Below are 16,452 nucleotides of genomic sequence, written 5' to 3'. Positions count from 1 at the left end.
GCGTAGCTCTGGATTGCTTCCGCTTCGCTCGCAATGACGCGTGGAGCAATCACGCCCCCTGATACTCCACCTCTTCCGCCGTGCCGCGGTCGAGCACGGCCTTGGCCTTGGCGAGGTCGAGATCGTCCTCCCATGCCGCGACCACGACGGTGGCGACGCAGTTGCCGATCAGATTGCCGACGGCGCGTGCGATGCCGACGAACCAGTCGACCGACAACACGAGCACGAGTCCGATCGCGGGGATCGCCGGCACCGCGCCGAGCGTGGCGGCGAGGATGACGATCGCCGAGCCCGGCACGCCATGCGCGCCCTTCGACGTCACCAGCGACACACCGAGCACCAGCAGCAGGTCGCTGACCGACAGCGGCGTGTTGGTGGCCTGGGCGATGAACACCACCGCTAGCGTCAGATAGATCGAGAACGCATCGAGGTTGAAGGAATAGCCGGTCGGAATCACCAGGCCGACGACCTCCTGCTTGACGCCCATCGCCTCGAGCTTGCGCATGATCTGCGGCAGCACGGAATCGGACGACGCCGTCGCCAGCACGATCAGCAGCTCCTCCTTCAGGTAGCGCAGGAACTTGAACAGGCTGAGGCCGGCCAGACGCATGACGATCCCGAGCGCGATGACCACGAACAGCGCCACTGAAACGTAGAACAGCACGACCAGCGCCAAGAGCTGCTTGAGCGAGCCGACGCCGTATTTGCCGACGGTGAAGCCGATGGCCCCGAGCACGCCGAGCGGCGCGACGCGCACGATCAGCCCCATCGCCTTGAACAGCACCTTGGCGATGGACTCGATCAGGTCGACCACGGGCTTGCCGGGCTCGCCGACCAGCGCAAGGCTGACGCCGAAGATCACCGCGAAGAACAGCACCTGCAGCACGTCGTTGCGGGCGAAGGCGTCGAACGCCGTCGGCGGAATGATGTTGAGGATGAAACCGCCGAAGCCGCCGCCCTGCAGCTTGTGGGCGTTGTCGGCGAAGCTCGCGAGCTGCTTGGCGTCGAGCTTGGAGACGTCGATGTTCATGCCGTGGCCGGGGCCGAAGACCAGCGCCAGCACGAGGCCGAAGGCCAGCGCGATCGTGGTCATGCCCTCGAAATAGACCAGCGACTTGACGCCGACGCGGCCGACCTTCCTGAGATCGCCGGCGCTCGCAATGCCGTGCACGACGACGCAAAACACGATCGGTGCGACCACCATGGCGATCAGGCGCAGGAAAGCGTCGCTGAAGAATTTGAGCCCCTGGGCGGTCTCGGGTGCCAAGACGCCGATCAGGATGCCGAGCACGAGCGCAGCCACGACCTGGAAGAACAGCGAGCCGAACAGGCCTCGCTTCGGCGCAGCTGTCCCCGCCATGCTCACATCCGTTGCCGCCATCGATCTCCCCCTCGTCAAACAGAAACGGCGCGCCCGACGCGCGTCACAATGTCACTGTGGCGGCGGAACTTGCGAAAGGCAATCGCAGCTGCGCCTCAAATTCATGCGGGAGATGCCGCTTCGGAGGTCATGGTTGAAAGGTGAAAGAATCCATCCGATGAAGGCGGGCGTCTCGAAAGGCGAAGCCAGGATCGGCCTCATGGTTCGAGACACGCCAGCGGCGCTCCTCACCATGAGGACAAGTCGTCTCCTTCATTCGCCCGACACGACCTTCGCCGGCACGTCATAATCGTCGCCTTCCGCCTCGCGCGCCACGTGGCGCGTGCGCACCACGGTCACCGTGCAGCCGGCTTCGGCGGCCACCTTTGCCGACACGCTGCCGAGCAGCGAGCGCAGCACCGAGTCACGGCGGGCGCCGATGATGATATGATCGATCTGGTTGACCTCGGCGAATTCGATGATGGCGGCGGCCGGATCGACGGCTTCGAGCACGTGCACCGTCAGCCGGCCGGCGTCGAGCTTGAGCGGCGTCGCCCAGTGCTTCAGCGCCACCATGCGGTCGATGTGCTTGTTGTTGCCCTCCTCGTCCAGGGTGCGGTCGATGGTCAGGCGGCCGAGCTTCAGCACATTGACACAGGCGAGCCGGGCCGCGGGGAGCGTGGCGAGAATGCGCTGCGCGGTCAGACGCAGCGCGCCGTTGAGCTCCTCACCGCCTTCAGAGGTGTCGATCGCGACCGCCACGATCGGGCTCGAGGCGATCTGCAGTGCGACGTCGGATGTCTTCTGCTCGGGCTGCACCAGGCCTCGATTGAAGCGGCGGCGCCAGACGGTCGTGATCGGATCACGCTTGACCTTCTCGGCGCGCGCGGTGAGCTTGACCTGGTCGGGATGGCCGAGATCGAAGGCGAGCTGCGCCGCGGTCGGATAGCGCCAGACCGGCTCGATCTCCAGGCAGCGCAGCACGATCTCCTGCAGCCAAGGCGGATAGTCCGGCTTCAGCTGGCGCGGCGGATAGGGATCGCGCCAGAGACGCCGGCGCATGCCGCGCAGGGTCTCGGTCTCGCCGAACGGCCGCACGCCGGTCGTGAAGAAGTACAAGAGCACGCCGAGTGAAAACAGATCGCTGCGCGGATCGCTGCGCGTGCCCATCATGCGCTCCGGCGCCATATAGGGCGCGGTGCCGTAAGGCAGGCGGAATTCCTCCTGCAGCAGGTCCGGCAGATGTTTGTGGCAGGACAGCCCGTAGTCGATCAGCACCGCCTCGCCTGTGGGACGAAACATGATGCTCGACGGCTTGATGTCGTGGTGGATGACATGCTGCCGGTGAATGTCGGCGAGCGCGGTGGCGATCTTCGCGACCAGCCCCCGCGCCTCCTCATAACCCAGCGGCAGCTCGGGCAGCCGCTTGTACAGCGTCTCGCCCGGAATCTGCTCGATCACGACATAGGCTTGCGTGACGAAATCGCCGGTGCCGAAACAGGCCGGCACATGCGGGCCGGACAGTTTTGGCAGGATCATCTGCTCCATCTCGAAGCTGACGATCGCCGCGGGATCCTCGCCCTCGGAGACGCGCGGCACCTTCATCAGGACGGGGCGGTCGATGTCCGGCCGGGTGACGCTCCACAACGTCGCCATGCCGCCGGAATGGACGCATTCGCCGACCGTGAAACCGTCGATGACAACGCCCGGCTGGAGCTTTGATCTCGGCATGCGCTAGCGCCCCATCGACAGCCGCTGCGCCAGCCAGGGCGGCAGGCCGTTGTCGCGGATGCGCTGCGCCGCCGCCTCGACGTCATAGGGCACGCGGCAATAGGTCAGCTCGCGGCTTTTCGTGTCGAACGTCACGAAGGACGCCGCCGGATCGCCGTCGCGCGGCTGGCCGACCGAACCGACCACGGCCAGCCATTGCCGGCCGCGCAAGAGCTGGATCGGCATGTTGGCCGTCGGCGTGAAGCTCGTCATCTTGGCGGTGGCAGACATCGAGTACAGCGCGGGACGGTGAATATGGCCGCAGAACGTCACCTGCGCCTCGGTCGCGATCATGCTGCGCGCGGCATCGGCCGAGCTCTGCACATAGCGCCAGCGCGGCGGGCTCGACGCCTCCGCGTGCACGAACAGCCGGTCGTCGTCACCGATGCTCATCGGCAGCTCGGCGAGAAAGCGCCGCTGCTCCGCGCTGAGCCGGCCGCGCGTCCACTCCATCGCCGCCTGTGCCTCGGCATTCATGGTCTCGCTCGCGGTGGAGACGGCGTTGTCGTGGTTGCCGCGCACGGCGAGCCCGCCAGCGGCGACCATCTCCATCACGGTGTCCACCGACCATTCCGGATCGGCGCCATAGCCGACGATATCCCCGAGGCAGATCAGGCGGTCGGCGCCCCGGGCGCGCGCCGCCTCCAGGCAGGCCGCAAAGGCCTGCCGGTTGGCATGGATGTCGGTGAATATCGCCAGCAGCACCCGTGTTCCTCCGACCGCACCGTACAAGCGGGCTTCGCATGGAATTTGAGCAACATCAAACCGGACGTCCGTGGGCAAGAGGATTCTGAGCAAGCGCTTCCCCTCGGCGAGATGCCGACCGGCGACATGGCGAGGCGTTCCCGCGGCGGATCACGCCCGAGCCATGCGATCGGTGTGCCCTCGAAAAAGCGCGAGGGCGCGGGGAATGCCGGGTGAAGGCCTCACCCATGGCCCGCCTGCAGAAAAAAAGCAGGCGGCAGTCACCACAGGTTCAGCCGAGCATCCGGCATTCCCCGCGCGACGGTTTTAACGCTTATATCGTGCTCTCCCCGGTGCGCCGGCTTTCTGGCCACCGTCGCCGCTCGGATCATCACCCGAGCAACTTGACACCAGCGTCGGGGTGTCAGGACCACACGACTTTGCGTCCGCAGGCTCAGCGTTCGTCTCACGCCAGCCCAACGTCCATCGCATCCCCGCCCCACGTGTCGTGACGATCGCGCGCTACGCCCCTTGCTCGGGACGGGATGGCGGTAGATAGCATGATTTCTGAAAAAAGGAAATAGAGAAATTCAATCGAGCGACTGCGGGCGCCGATCCCGGCCGTCGTTCGGTCGGACAGGGAGAAGATCCATCGGAGCTGCCGCAGGCTCGCGACCGAACAGCTCATCGCTGGCCATCACCCGCTCAGGTCGCATGCAGGCGCGATGCAACATCATGGGACAGTTCGATTGCCGCATCCCGTCCCATGTGCTGTAATCCGCAGCAGAGCAACATCATGCGCCATCGGTCTCGAACAGCCATCAACTCGGATTGATCAGGACCCTTTTGATCACTCCTGTGACGCAACGCGAGCATCGTACTGCAGGCCCCTTCCGAAACACCGATGAACAGCCTCGCCGCCGCATCGAACCTGGCCGCCATCACTCCCGAGCTCGACGCCCTCGCGGCAGAGGCGATGGACGAGTGGAAGGTCCCTGCCGCCACGATTGCAGTGGTGCAGAATGGCGAGACCGCCATTCTCAGGGCCTATGGTCAGCGCAACTGCGACTTCGGCCTGCCGGCCACACCGCAGACCCAGTTTACGATCTGCTCGATCACCAAGACGATCACGGCGACCGGTCTTGCGATGCTGGTCGGCGACGGCCGGCTCGACTGGACGAAGCCGGTTCGCGACTACATTCCGGAGTTTCGCCTGCATGATCCGGTCGCAACCGAGCGGGTCACGGTCCGTGACCTCTTGTCTCATCACAGCGGCCTGCCCCGGCACGACTGGATCTGGATGCCGGGCGGATTGTCGCGCGCGGAGATGCTGGCCGCCATGCGCCACATCGAACCGAGCCGCGACATCCGTACCAACTGGCAATACAGCAATCTCGGCTACAACGTTGCCGGCCTCGTCGCCGAGCGGATCAGCGGCCAGAGCTGGGAGGATTTCATCCGCAGCCGCATCACCGATCCGCTGCAAATGACGGTATCGATGACCGTCGACGATCTGGCGAAGGCGGAGGATGCCGCCACGCCCTATGTCGTCCATCGCGACGAACGGAAGCCGACGAAGCTCTGGCCACTTCACGCGACGGCCGCCGGCGGCATCAATACGTCGGTCGCGGCCATCGCCAATTGGATGACATTCCTGCTCGCCGAAGGCGAATTCGCGGGCCACCGGCTGCTCGATGCAACGCTGATCCATGAAATGCAGGCCCCGCGCGTGCCGTCGTCCGGGCCCGATCGCGAGTTCGGCCATTTTCACTATGGGCTCGGCTTCAGCACGACCACCTATCGCGGCGAGCGGATCGTCGGACATTCCGGCGGCTGGCTCGGCTGGAGCACGCTGATGCGGCTCATCCCCGAGAGAAAGATCGGCGTCGCCGTGTTCTGCAACGTCTCCGCTGCTCCCGTTCCCGCCATCCTGATCAACCGCGTGATGGACCGCGTCTGCGGCAAGGAGCCCGTGCCGTGGCTCGAACGGCTGCGCGATCTTCGCCGCAAGGCGCTGGCGCAGGCCGAGACCGACGAGCAGACCCGCATGGCGGCGCGCAGGCCCAACGCCCCGCCGGCCCATCCGTTGTCGGACTATGCCGGCAGCTATCAGCATCCCGGCTACGGCCGGATCACGATCACAGCGGCGAACGACGCGCTGCACTGGGCCTATCGGAGTTTTCAAGGCCCGCTCGAACATCGCCACTTCGAGACCTTCGAGACCCCGCAACTGCCCTATGACCTTAACCCCGACCGTCTCGCGCTCTCTTTCCACACCGACCGAGACGGCAACGTCGCCAGCCTCTCGGCGCAGTTCGAGCCGATGGTCGCCGACATCGTGTTTCAGCGCGCGCCGGGCGGCGACTGCATGGACCCCGCCTTTCGCGCCGCCTGCGCCGGCCGCTGGCAGCACGGTGCAACGACGCATGTCGTCACGTTGCAGGATGACGGCGAACTGACGCTGAAGTCCGACTTTCAGCCGCTGCATCACCTTCGGCCCTACCAAGGCGGCATCTTCAGCATCGTGGAGCTCGAAGGATTCCGTTTGGAGTTTCGCCGCGGCGCGACCGGCGCGGTCGACGAACTGGTATTTCATCAGCCCAACGGCGCGTTCGTCGCCGAACGGATGGAATCCGATCCCGCGGCGGCTTCGGCAGGATCATATCGTCCATCTCGAAGCTGACGACCGCGCGCGACGTCATCCGGATCTGCTGCAGTCTCTCCCCGTCATTGCGAGCGCAACGACGCAGCGTAGCAATGACGGAGTCTGGCGGACGAGCGGAGGACATGCCCGCCTACCGCAGCAACGCCTCGAGCAGATTGGCCAGCCTTGCGGCCGCGAGCGCGGCCTGTTTGCGGGCGGTGTCGCGGGCGTTGGTCTCGTAGTCGCGGGTCAGCTCGGCCGGCTGCTTGTCGGCGCGCACAGGCGGGGCGTAGGCGACGGTCTTGGCGAGCTCGAAGCTCTCCTGCGCCCATGTCGCGGGATCGACGATCTGGGCCTTTCCGGCATCCGGTACGACAGCGGACAGGCCGCCGTCCTGGTCGGCGTCACGGATCGCGCCGAACACTGTGGAATAGCCGCCGAAGATCCTGTCCCAATAGAAGTGCAGCGGCAGCTTCTCGCCATCGGCGGCGACGACCTGCACTTCGTTGCCGCCGCGGTCGCCGCCCTTGTCCGGCAAGGCGGCCGAATAGCGGGCGACGGCGTGCAGCGGCTGGTGCAGATCCCCGACCAGGTGGATCATCCAGCTGATGCCGTAGGAGCGCAGGGGCTCCGAGGCGTCGCTGTTCGCGGGCAGCTTGGCGATCATCAGCTTGAGCTGCGACACGGCGTCGACCGGATCCGGGCGCGGCAGCGGCGTCTCGTCCGCCGACAACAGCGTATCCTTGTAGTGCCAATAAGCGTGCTTGAGGTGGCCATAGGGAACGAGCTGCTTGGCCGTCGAATCCGTCACCTGATCGTCATAATAGTCCGTCTTCATCTTGATGTCGTCGGGCCAAGTCGCGGCGTGGATGAAGGCGTACAGCTTCTCCTGACCCGCGGGCGCGCCGGCGATCCAACTCGAATAGTCAGGGTTGAGCTTAAGCAGCGCATCCGCCCTGTCCCGCGCCGCGGGCGTCAGCTTCTTGTAGGCCACATAGGCAATCTGCATATGGCCTTCGTCCCACCAGGCGAGCGCCTGTCCGGCCGGCCACAGCAACGCAGCGGCCAATGCGATCGTCAGCGTGCGCATCGCAATGCTCCCTCAATATCCAATCAATCGAAAACGAATTCATGCGATCAGCAACTGATCCGCAGGCTAACGCGAATGGAGGCCGTTGGCAATTTCACCGAGCGAGAGGCTGAACGTGGCGACCGGGTCACATGCAGCGTCGCGCCTGCTCCTGCCGACAGCGACGCCGCGCGCGTGCGCATCCCCTGCTGCGCGAGCGCGCCGCGAGATGCAGGTGACGACGCACCTGCCCTTCCCCTCGATCGGCCGCGCCGCCGCCGATGGCGGCGTCTTCCGCTGGGTACCGGCGTTCCGGGATTATCGACAACTCCGCGGACCAGCCGCAACAGGGCGTCGACACCTGACCGTCATGGGTCGACGCCCTGGCGACGGCCGGTCATTTGCCATCGAGAAAGGCGCGAACCTTCTCCACGGTCTGCGCCGGTTGTTCTTCCATGATCCAGTGCCCTGAGCCGGTGATGATGCCGCCCTGGACGTTGCTCGCCACCTCGCGAAGGACCGCCGCCTGCTGATCGCCGAACGATTTCTCGGCGCCGAGGGCCAGGACCGGCATGGTCAGCTTCTGTTCGGCAAAAACCTTGTCGTCCTTGGCATCCTGGTTGAACGCAGCAAACTGCTCAAATGCGTAGTGCATGTTACCTGGCCGAGCATAGAGCTTTGCATAATGCTCGCGCGTGGCCTCGTCGATCTTCTTCGGATCCGCCGACAGCTCATTGTAGAAGCGATCGAGATAGATCCGTTCACGGCCCTTCACGAGCCGGTCGACATCGGGCCCGCGGAAATTGAAATGCCACAGCAGCGGGCTCTTCAGGATGTCGTCCCACGGCCCGATGCCGGGCAGCGGCGCATCGATGACGACCCATTTGGTGATACGATCGGGATATTGCGCAGCGAGTGCGTAGCCGACCATGTTGCCGATGTCGTGCGTCACGAGATCGGCCTTCTGGACGTTGAGCTTGTCCATCACCATGGCGATGTCGACGCCTTGCGTCTTCTTGTCGTAGCCGCCGGCCGGCTGCGACGACAGACCCATCCCGCGCAGGTCGGGAACAATGACGGTGTGGTCCTTGTAGAGCGCCCTGGCGAGCGGCGCCCACATATCGCCGGTGTCGGCGAAGCCGTGCAGCAGCACCACCGCCGGTCCCTTGCCGCCGACGCGGACATGCAGCGCGGCGCCGTTCACCGCGATGCTCTGGATCTTGAACTCCGCCGGAAACGGCTCGATGGCCAATACCGGCGACACGCCGAGCATCGCCACGAGGCAAGCCATCAGGACCTGGACCCATCCGACGGCCCAGTGGCGGGTCGCGGATATGCTAACAACGCTCATGCTCGACCCTCGCTGACTTCCATATCGATCGGTATATTAGTCTCCGCAATGGACGAGCCAAGTCAAGCTGAATATCGATGAGGAACTCTACCCATGCCGATCGGACGGCCGCGCGAATTCGACACTGAGAGGGCCCTGGACCTGGCGACCTCGCTGTTCTGGCGGAAGGGCTTTGAGGGAACATCGCTCTCCGACCTGACCGAGACACTGGGCATCACGCGGCCGAGCCTCTACGCCGCATTCGGCAACAAGGAAGCGTTGTTCCGGCTGGTGCTGGACCGCTACGAGGCGAAGGCGGGCGCCTATCGCACCAAGGCGCTCAAGGCGCCGACAGCCCTTGGGGTCGCGCGGCAGCTCCTGGAAGGCGCAGCGGAGCTCCACGGCGACAAGGCCAATCCGGTCGGTTGCCTCGGCGTGCATGGCGCGCTCGCGTGCAGCGATGAGGCCGACATGATCCGCCGGGACATGAGCGCGCATCGCATCGCCGGCGAGGCGGCCATCCGCCGGCGTCTGAAGCGGGCAAAGGCCGAGGGCGACCTGCCACCCGATGCGAGCCCGTCAGATCTTGCGCGCTACCTCTCGGTGGTGATCTACGGAATGGCGGTGCAATCGGTCGGCGGCGCAAGCCGCGCGGAGTTGCGCCGCGTCGCGGCGATCGCGCTCAGCCAATGGCCCAAACACGCGCGTTGACCTCGCCTGGATAGCGCCTTGGCGGCGTTCGCGCCGAGCGAATTGACATTCGCGGGCGCGCGAGACGATCAAGCCGGCCCCATTACTGCTCGTCCTTCGGCGGCATGCGCGGCGGCAGCAATGGCGTGAAGGACACGCCGTCGCCGGCCTTCAGCGCGGCCTTGAACTCGCCGGTCGAGGGATCGCCGCCGGCGGTCTCGACGATGGTCTTGGGCAGGATGTATTCACGCGCGGCATCGATGACGCCGCCGTCGCCGGTGCCGAAATCGGCGGCACGGCCGCCTTGCGGATGGCCGGCGGCGATCTGGTCGGCGGCGTGCTGGGCCTTCTCCGCAAGCGCGTCGCTGTAGGGAATCCGGTAGGCGCGCGGCACGCCGCTTGGCCGGTTGTCGGCGTCGAGCGTCTCGACCCACAGATAGACCGCGCCGGGATCGCCATCGAGTGTGTGCGGATCGACGATGCGCACCTGCAGCACCTTGAAAGTCTTCGGCAGCCGGTCGACGCTGGCCCAGCCGAGCAGGCCGCGGGCGCCGACGAAGCTGCCGACATAGAACGCGCTGGTGACGATCACCGCGGCCGCCTTGGCCTGCCAGGGCAGCCGCGCGTAGACCAGGACCAGCAGCAGCAGCGCGCCGATCAGGGCATAGCACACGGAGAGCGTGACGATGACGGTCTGCAGATGGCTCATCATCGGCTGATCATCCGGACGCCGGTCTTGGGATCGATATCGGCGCCATTGGCGCGGACATTGCGGAACGTCTCCAGCAGCGATTTCGGCCGGCGCTGCACGTCGATCACCTTGCCGGTCGCATCGAGCTTGAAGCGCAGCGCCGTCTTCTCGTCGCCCGAATGATCGAGCACGACCTTGTCGTCGAAGATCACCTGCGCGGTCGGGTTAAGCTTCTGCACCTTCACCTTGGCCTCGACCGGCGCGCCGCTGACATTCTGGAAATGCGAGATGTTGACGGTGTATTCGCCGGCGACGATGCCGCGGATCGTCACGATCTCCTCGCGGATCGGCGACGGGATCTTGAGGCCGTTGACCAGGATGAAGTCGTTGGCGCCGCCGCGATCGTCGCGGTCGAGGGTAAGAAAGCCGGCCTCGCGATGCCTGTACCAGGCGATGTTGCCGACGGGGTCCTGCACAAACAGATCGAGATCGTCAGGATGGTTGTCCGGCCAGTCCATCGTGATGAGGAACTCGGCCTTCGAATCGACCTTGCCATCCTTGGCGTCCGGCGAGATCGCGAGCACCGCGATGAAGAAGAAGAACGCGACGATCTGCAGCGCCTTGAACAGCATCACGCTGAACGGATCGAACTGCTCCTCGCGCGGAAAGAGGCCGAAATCATCCATCATGCGCCCTGCTCCGCGGCGCGGTCCATCGCACGCTCGAGCCGCGGCGTCACCCGCGTTTCCGTCAGCATCACGGCATCGGAGAACACCCGGCCGGTGGCCGCGTCCAGCATGTAGTACTGGATGCGCACCAGGATCGAGCCGACGAGGCCTGCAAGCGTTGTGTACATCGCCACCGCCATGCCGTCGCTCATCAGCCCCATCGACGATTTCATCGCCAGCTTGTCGTTGACGTCGAGGCCGGCGATCGGCGCCAACATGATGATGAAGCCGATGATGGTGCCGAGCAGGCCGAGCTTCATCAAAGTATCCGAGGCGAAGCCGCCGAAGCCGTTGGAGCCGCGCAGCCGGTCGGCCAGCGTGCGCAGCAGCAGCGTCTGGTCGAGCCGCCCTGCCCCTTGCGTCCGCGCCTTGGTGACCAGGCTGTGGATGTGGTTGGTGACGAGCCCTCTGGGCAGCAATTGCGCATCCGGTTCGAGCGCGCGCTCGGCATCGGCCCCGATCAGGACCGCACGGCAGCGCCGCGCCGCATCCGCCTCGCGGGCGATCGCCCTCGTCCGCCAGAAGCAGTGACAGCAGGTCACGAGATAGAGCACCGCCACGACGCTGGAGATGTAGGTGCGGTCGGAGGCGACCATCAGATGGAAATAGCCGTAGCGCGCCAGCACCACCGCGGCGAAGACGGTGAGCCCGGTAAAGATCATCCAGAGCAGCAGCGGACCGCGCTCGGCTGCGTCCCGCGCAGGTTCCACTCTGTCGGCACTGCTGACCACGCTCATGCATGAACTCCCCGGTGACACGCCGTGACGGCCGGCGCCTTGACAGCGAAGTTAAGCAGAGCGGCGGAACAGCGTCCAAAGACATCTGCCTCGCTGCCCTTGGGAAAATTTCCCAAGCTTGCGCTTGCTGCAGTGCATTTGCTTGGCGGCGCAGCGGCGCGTTGTTACGCTGCGGCAGAAGCCGTGGAGAGATCACATGCGTCTCGTGCTCCAGCTCATCGCCCGCCTGGCGCTGATCGTTATGCTCTGCCTGGCGGCCGCAGCCATCTGGGTCACCGTCGACGCCTATCGCAGCGTCGATCGCGCCACCACGGCCTCCGCCGACCGCGTCTCACAGGCGCTGGAGGCGCTGTATTGGCGCGAGCTGCTGCTGCGCAGCAACCGGACGCGCGATCATCTGCTGCCGGTGCCGGACTGGCGCACGACCGAGACGATGAAGCTGATCGCGCCCGGCATCTGCGTGCAGTTCAAGCCGGAAGCAGCCTTCGAAAAGCCGCTGTGTGGCCAGAGCAAAGGCCTCGGCGCGGCGCCGCCACGCTGGTTCTCAGGGCTGGTCGAGACAATCCTCGGCGATCACGCAGCGGTGGCGCAATCGATCAGCGCACGGGCGACGACGGCGGGAACCGTGTCGGCGGTGGCCGATCCCGATGCCGCAATCCAGCTCGCCTGGCTGCGCATCCAGGACAGTTTCGGCGTGGCGCTGGCGATGGCGGTCGCCATCGGCGTGCTCGCGTCGCTGGCGATTGCGCACGCGCTGGCGCCGGCGCGCAGCATCGTGCAGGCGCTGCAACGGCTGGCCGAGGGCGAGCACCGCCCGGCGCTGCCGCGCTTCCGCTCGATGGAGCTCGCGATGATCGGCCGCGCGGTCTCTGAGCTCGGCGACCGGCTGGCGCAGGCCAATGAGCAGCGCGCCGCGCTGACCGAGCGCCTGCTCGACATCCGCGACGAGGAGCGGCGCGCCCTCGCCCGCGAGCTGCATGACGAGTTCGGCCAGAACCTCACCGCGATCCTCGCTTTCGCCTCGACGATCGAGAGCGCCGGCAAGGACCGCAACGACCAGGTGGCGCAGGATGCGCGCATGATCACGCAGTCCGTCACCCATTTAATGGCCTGCCTGCGCGGCACCCTGAGCCGGCTGCGCCGGCCGCTCACCGAGGAGCTCGGCCTCGAAGCCGGCCTGGTGGCGCTGACGCAGAACTATCAGCACGCGGCACGTCCCGCGATCCGGCTCGACCTGCATGGCGATCTCGCCGACATCCAGGGCCCGGTCGCGGTGACCGCCTATCGCATGGCGCAGGAATGCCTGACCAACGCCTTGCGTCACACCGATGCCAGCGAGGTGTCGCTGCGGGTCGAGCGTCGCCCCGGTCCCGACAGCGCGCTGCTGATCTCGATCGAGGATGATGGCGGCGGCGACGCCTTGCAGCTGGCGCAATCCTCCGGCTTCGGCCTCACCGGCATTCGCGAGCGCATCGCCGCCGTCGGCGGCTCGCTGTCGATCGCGCCGGCCGCGCGCGGGCTCAGCGTGTCGGCGACCATTCCGCTCGCGGCCTGAGGGGCGCGGAATGGCCGAGCCGACAGCAATTTCGATTCTGCTGGTCGACGACCATCCGGTGGTGCGCCAAGGCTATCGCCGCGTGCTGGAAAGTCAGGCCGGTTTTCGCGTGATCGCCGAGGCCGACAGCGCCGCCGCCGCCTATGCCGCGTTCAAGGCGCATGCGCCGGATGTCGTGGTGCTCGACATCTCGATGAAGGGCGCCAGCGGGCTGGAGGCGATCCGCAACATCCGCGCGCGCGACAACCGCGCCTGCATCCTGGTGTTCTCGATGCATGGCGAGGCGCCGCTGGTGAAGGCGGCGTTTGCGGCCGGCGCGAGCGGCTTCGTGACCAAGAGCAGCGAACCTTCGGCCCTGGTCCGCGCCATCCGCATGGTGATCAGCGGCGAGCGCGCGCTCAGCGACGACGTCGCTCATGTGCTGGCAGCCGACAGCCTTGATCCGGTGCAGACGGTTCTCGATCGTCTGGGTGAGCGCGAGATCGAGATCCTGCGCCAGCTCGCCTCCGGGCTGACCACCGACCAGATCGCCACCAATCTGCACCTCAGCGTCAAGACGGTGCAGAACTATCATTATCTGGTGAAGGCCAAGACCGGGCTGCAGACCGACGCGCAGCTGGTGCGGCTCGCGGTCACCAGCGGACTGACCGATCTATAGCGGAGCTTACTCCCCGCACGCCGCTCGTTGGCAGGCGAGCTTTCTCAACCCGTCCTCGCGAGCGCAGCGAAGCAATCCAAAGTCCCACCCAAATCCTGGATTGCGTCGCTCGCAATGACGTGGTGGGAGAGTGTCGCCACACGGCCATCGACGCCTGCAGCTCATTTAGCGCTCACCGACAGGCCTCGTGCCCGTCGCCTACCGCGCCTGCAGTCCGCGCAACAACAAGGTCAGAACGGCATCGACCCGGGCCGAACAGGTGCAGTCGCCCCACTCCTCGGCGTGAGCCGGATGATGGAAGCTTCTGGTCGCGTCGAAGATCGCAGCGGCCGCGGTTTTCGGATCAGCGACCTCGAACGCGCCCTGGGCGACGCCTTCGGCGATGATGCCCTCGACCTGGGCGATCAGATCCTGCTTGTGCGCCTTGACCACCGAACACGCCTCGCGCGCCAGGGTCAGATAGGTCGCAAACATCTCGGGGTCTTCGCAGACCCGCTTGTGCTTGGCGTCGAACAGCTCGCGCAGCCAGCGCTCCAGCTTGGCCGGGGCCGGCCCCGGCTCGGCGGCGATCTGCGCCAGCGGCTTGCTGACGCGCTCGAGCCAGCGTTTCGCCACCGCTTCACGCAGCGACGCCTTGCTCGGAAAATGACGGTAGACGGAGCCGTGGCTGACATCGAGCGCCCTTGCGACGTCGACGACCGTCGCTTTGGCGAGCCCGTAACGGCGCAACACGTCCTCGGTGACCTCGAGGATGCGCTCGGATGTCAGAACCACGGCCTCATTCATGCGTGCACCATATCGGCATCGGCCGAATGCGCTTTGATCTGGATCGGCTCCGCCGTCGCGGTGGCTGGATCGGCCCCCAACCGGGCCGCCTGGGCCTCCAGATGACGGGCGATCTGCTGATTCAACCAGTCCTGGAATTGGGCGTGCAATAGTCTCTTTTCAATCTTCATCGAAGCGGTCCTTCGCAGTTCAAACCGCTGAACCCATGGTCAGACAGTAATCCTTCGCTGAAATCAACATACACCGTCTCGCTGACAGATTTCAATATCTGTCATCACGATTCTCAAGAATTGGTATCACAATCCCGTTTTCAGCCGCCCCATCCGACCGTCAGCCGCCGTTTGTGTCGCGAACATCCCTCTGCTAAGGCACGGCGTAAAACGCTGCCGGGGCCGCTTTGGCCGCTTCCGGCCTGCCTTCCCTCCCGCCTGGAGCGCCGTCGATGATCCCCCGCTATACCCGCCCCGAAATGGCCTCGATCTGGGAGCCGCAGACCCGGTTCAAGATCTGGTTCGAGATCGAGGCGCATGCGGCGGACGCGCTGGCCGAGCTCGGCGTGATCCCGAAGGACGCCGCCAAGACGATCTGGGCCAAGGCAAAGGACGCCACTTTCGACGTCGCCCGCATCGACGAGATCGAGCGCGAGACCAAGCACGACGTCATCGCCTTCCTCACTCATCTCGCCGAGATCGTCGGCCCCGAAGCGCGCTTCGTGCACCAGGGCATGACGTCGTCGGACGTGCTCGACACCTGCCTGAACGTGCAGCTGACGCGCGCCGCCGACCTGCTGCTGGCCGATCTCGACCGCGTGCTAGCCGCTTTGAAAAAGCGCGCCTTCGAGCACAAGATGACGCCGACCATCGGCCGCTCGCACGGCATCCATGCCGAGCCGGTGACGTTCGGCCTGAAGCTCGCTTATGCCTATGCCGAGTTCAGCCGCGCCCGCGAGCGCCTGGTCGCGGCCCGCAAGGAGGTCGCGACCTGCGCCATTTCAGGCGCGGTCGGCACCTTCGCCCAGATCGATCCGCGCGTCGAGGAGCACGTCGCCAAGGCGATGGGCCTCAGCCCCGAGCCGATCTCGACGCAGGTCATCCCGCGCGACCGCCACGCGATGTTCTTCGCCACGCTCGGCGTCATCGCCTCCTCGGTCGAGCGCTTCGCCACCGAGGTCCGGCACCTGCAGCGCACGGAAGTGCTGGAAGCCGAGGAGTTCTTCTCCGAGGGCCAGAAGGGCTCCTCCGCGATGCCGCACAAGCGCAACCCGGTGCTGTCGGAGAATCTCACCGGCCTCGCCCGCATGGTGCGCGCCTATGTGACGCCGGCGATGGAGAACGTCGTGCTCTGGCACGAGCGCGACATCTCGCATTCCTCGGTCGAGCGCATGATCGGCCCTGACGCCACGGTGACGCTCGATTTCGCGCTGGTGCGCCTTGCCGGCCTGGTCGAGAAGCTCCTGGTCTATCCCGCCAACATGGAAAAGAATCTCGACAGACTCGGCGGCCTGGTCCACTCGCAGCGCCTGCTGATCGCGCTGACGCAAAAGGGCGCTAGTCGCGAGGATTCCTACAAACTGGTCCAGCGCAACGCGATGCCGGTGTGGCGCGGCGAAGGTGACTTCAAGACCTTGCTGAAGGCCGATGCCGACGTGAAGAAATATCTCACGGACGCCGAGATCGACGAGCAGTTCGACCTCGGCTACCACCTCAAGCACGTCGACACGATCTTCCGCCGCGTGTTCGGCGAAGGCTGA

General features: G+C 65.8%; 15 protein-coding genes and 1 pseudogene. 6 read left to right on the top strand and 10 right to left on the bottom strand.

The genetic code is table 11. From position 1 onward, the window contains the following. Positions 1-49: 49 nt before the first annotated feature. From ACVIJ6_RS24020 to ACVIJ6_RS24010, 3 genes are all read right to left on the bottom strand, one after another. Positions 50-1,381: a dicarboxylate/amino acid:cation symporter gene (locus tag ACVIJ6_RS24020; RefSeq protein ID WP_456774721.1), complete on the bottom strand. Its 1,332-nt coding sequence runs from the start codon at positions 1,379-1,381 to the stop codon at positions 50-52. A 252-nt stretch (positions 1,382-1,633) separates the two neighbouring features. Continuing rightward, a complete protein-coding gene (locus ACVIJ6_RS24015) occupies positions 1,634-3,091 on the bottom strand; it encodes a serine/threonine protein kinase (RefSeq protein WP_456774720.1) in 1,458 nt (485 codons plus the stop codon). A gap of 3 nt (positions 3,092-3,094) precedes the next feature. Next, positions 3,095-3,835, bottom strand: coding sequence for a metallophosphoesterase family protein (locus tag ACVIJ6_RS24010; protein ID WP_172238356.1), 741 nt, complete (start codon positions 3,833-3,835; stop codon positions 3,095-3,097). A gap of 883 nt (positions 3,836-4,718) precedes the next feature. Here ACVIJ6_RS24010 and ACVIJ6_RS24005 point away from each other — a divergent pair. Further along, complete coding sequence (locus ACVIJ6_RS24005) at positions 4,719-6,497, top strand: serine hydrolase (RefSeq protein ID WP_456774719.1); 1,779 nt, start codon at positions 4,719-4,721, stop codon at positions 6,495-6,497. 112 nt (positions 6,498-6,609) lie between these two features. On the opposite strand, the gene ACVIJ6_RS24000 is transcribed toward ACVIJ6_RS24005, so the two are convergent. After that, positions 6,610-7,548: a S1/P1 nuclease gene (locus ACVIJ6_RS24000; RefSeq protein ID WP_456774718.1), complete on the bottom strand. Its 939-nt coding sequence runs from the start codon at positions 7,546-7,548 to the stop codon at positions 6,610-6,612. Between the two features lie 205 nt (positions 7,549-7,753). Here ACVIJ6_RS24000 and ACVIJ6_RS23995 point away from each other — a divergent pair. Next, positions 7,754-7,849, top strand: a pseudogene (locus tag ACVIJ6_RS23995) (MBL fold metallo-hydrolase); the annotation flags it as partial. 75 nt (positions 7,850-7,924) lie between these two features. On the opposite strand, the gene ACVIJ6_RS23990 reads toward ACVIJ6_RS23995, so the two are convergent. Then, the gene (locus ACVIJ6_RS23990) at positions 7,925-8,818 is read right to left on the bottom strand and encodes an alpha/beta fold hydrolase (protein ID WP_456777070.1); all 894 of its coding nucleotides are present in this window, start codon (positions 8,816-8,818) and stop codon (positions 7,925-7,927) included. Between the two features lie 153 nt (positions 8,819-8,971). Between ACVIJ6_RS23990 and ACVIJ6_RS23985 the strand changes: the two genes are divergently transcribed. Beyond that, the gene (locus ACVIJ6_RS23985) at positions 8,972-9,568 is read left to right on the top strand and encodes a TetR/AcrR family transcriptional regulator (protein ID WP_456774717.1); all 597 of its coding nucleotides are present in this window, start codon (positions 8,972-8,974) and stop codon (positions 9,566-9,568) included. Positions 9,569-9,650: 82 nt separating this feature from the next. On the opposite strand, the gene ACVIJ6_RS23980 is transcribed toward ACVIJ6_RS23985, so the two are convergent. Genes ACVIJ6_RS23980 through ACVIJ6_RS23970 form a run of 3 tightly spaced genes read right to left on the bottom strand, consistent with a single transcriptional unit; the run spans position 9,651 to position 11,703 of the window. Continuing rightward, a complete protein-coding gene (locus ACVIJ6_RS23980; protein ID WP_456774716.1) occupies positions 9,651-10,259 on the bottom strand; it encodes a hypothetical protein in 609 nt (202 codons plus the stop codon). Beyond that, positions 10,256-10,927, bottom strand: a complete 672-nt coding sequence (locus tag ACVIJ6_RS23975; RefSeq protein WP_012045290.1) for a hypothetical protein — start codon at positions 10,925-10,927, stop codon at positions 10,256-10,258. Before ACVIJ6_RS23975 ends, ACVIJ6_RS23980 begins: the two co-directional genes overlap by 4 nt. Beyond that, positions 10,924-11,703 carry a MotA/TolQ/ExbB proton channel family protein gene (locus tag ACVIJ6_RS23970; RefSeq protein ID WP_456774715.1) on the bottom strand — a complete coding sequence of 260 codons (780 nt, stop codon included), beginning with the start codon at positions 11,701-11,703 and terminating at the stop codon, positions 10,924-10,926. Before ACVIJ6_RS23970 ends, ACVIJ6_RS23975 begins: the two co-directional genes overlap by 4 nt. 196 nt (positions 11,704-11,899) lie before the next feature. Here ACVIJ6_RS23970 and ACVIJ6_RS23965 point away from each other — a divergent pair, with 196 nt between their 5' ends. Together ACVIJ6_RS23965 and ACVIJ6_RS23960 are read left to right on the top strand one after the other, a co-directional pair. After that, positions 11,900-13,258 carry a histidine kinase gene (locus ACVIJ6_RS23965; protein ID WP_456774714.1) on the top strand — a complete coding sequence of 453 codons (1,359 nt, stop codon included), beginning with the start codon at positions 11,900-11,902 and terminating at the stop codon, positions 13,256-13,258. A gap of 10 nt (positions 13,259-13,268) precedes the next feature. Next, complete coding sequence (locus ACVIJ6_RS23960) at positions 13,269-13,916, top strand: response regulator (protein WP_456774713.1); 648 nt, start codon at positions 13,269-13,271, stop codon at positions 13,914-13,916. 198 nt (positions 13,917-14,114) lie between these two features. Here the strand turns inward: ACVIJ6_RS23960 and ACVIJ6_RS23955 are convergent, their stop codons facing one another. Both ACVIJ6_RS23955 and ACVIJ6_RS23950 read right to left on the bottom strand, forming a co-directional pair. Next, on the bottom strand, positions 14,115-14,702 hold the full coding sequence (locus ACVIJ6_RS23955; RefSeq protein ID WP_456774712.1) for a TetR family transcriptional regulator: 588 nt from the start codon (positions 14,700-14,702) through the stop codon (positions 14,115-14,117). After that, entirely contained in the window at positions 14,699-14,872 is a 174-nt protein-coding gene (locus ACVIJ6_RS23950; protein WP_456774711.1) for a hypothetical protein, read from the bottom strand. Before ACVIJ6_RS23950 ends, ACVIJ6_RS23955 begins: the two co-directional genes overlap by 4 nt. Positions 14,873-15,144: 272 nt before the next feature. Between ACVIJ6_RS23950 and purB the strand changes: the two genes are divergently transcribed. After that, positions 15,145-16,452, top strand: a complete 1,308-nt coding sequence (gene purB, locus ACVIJ6_RS23945) for an adenylosuccinate lyase (protein WP_456774710.1) — start codon at positions 15,145-15,147, stop codon at positions 16,450-16,452.

The sequence above is a fragment of the Bradyrhizobium sp. USDA 4369 genome (genome assembly GCF_054056435.1).
This window is presented reverse-complemented; position numbering and strand designations above follow the sequence as displayed.

Coding starts and splice junctions, on each gene's coding strand:
- ACVIJ6_RS24020 (WP_456774721.1), bottom strand. CDS start 1,381: ATGGCGGCAACGGATGTGAGCATGGCGGGGACAGCTGCGCCGAAGCGA.
- ACVIJ6_RS24015 (WP_456774720.1), bottom strand. CDS start 3,091: ATGCCGAGATCAAAGCTCCAGCCGGGCGTTGTCATCGACGGTTTCACG.
- ACVIJ6_RS24005 (WP_456774719.1), top strand. CDS start 4,719: ATGAACAGCCTCGCCGCCGCATCGAACCTGGCCGCCATCACTCCCGAG.
- ACVIJ6_RS24000 (WP_456774718.1), bottom strand. CDS start 7,548: ATGCGCACGCTGACGATCGCATTGGCCGCTGCGTTGCTGTGGCCGGCC.
- ACVIJ6_RS23990 (WP_456777070.1), bottom strand. CDS start 8,818: ATGGCTTGCCTCGTGGCGATGCTCGGCGTGTCGCCGGTATTGGCCATC.
- ACVIJ6_RS23985 (WP_456774717.1), top strand. CDS start 8,972: ATGCCGATCGGACGGCCGCGCGAATTCGACACTGAGAGGGCCCTGGAC.
- ACVIJ6_RS23980 (WP_456774716.1), bottom strand. CDS start 10,259: ATGATGAGCCATCTGCAGACCGTCATCGTCACGCTCTCCGTGTGCTAT.
- ACVIJ6_RS23975 (WP_012045290.1), bottom strand. CDS start 10,927: ATGATGGATGATTTCGGCCTCTTTCCGCGCGAGGAGCAGTTCGATCCG.
- ACVIJ6_RS23970 (WP_456774715.1), bottom strand. CDS start 11,703: ATGAGCGTGGTCAGCAGTGCCGACAGAGTGGAACCTGCGCGGGACGCA.
- ACVIJ6_RS23965 (WP_456774714.1), top strand. CDS start 11,900: ATGCGTCTCGTGCTCCAGCTCATCGCCCGCCTGGCGCTGATCGTTATG.
- ACVIJ6_RS23960 (WP_456774713.1), top strand. CDS start 13,269: ATGGCCGAGCCGACAGCAATTTCGATTCTGCTGGTCGACGACCATCCG.
- ACVIJ6_RS23955 (WP_456774712.1), bottom strand. CDS start 14,702: ATGAATGAGGCCGTGGTTCTGACATCCGAGCGCATCCTCGAGGTCACC.
- ACVIJ6_RS23950 (WP_456774711.1), bottom strand. CDS start 14,872: ATGAAGATTGAAAAGAGACTATTGCACGCCCAATTCCAGGACTGGTTG.
- purB (WP_456774710.1), top strand. CDS start 15,145: ATGATCCCCCGCTATACCCGCCCCGAAATGGCCTCGATCTGGGAGCCG.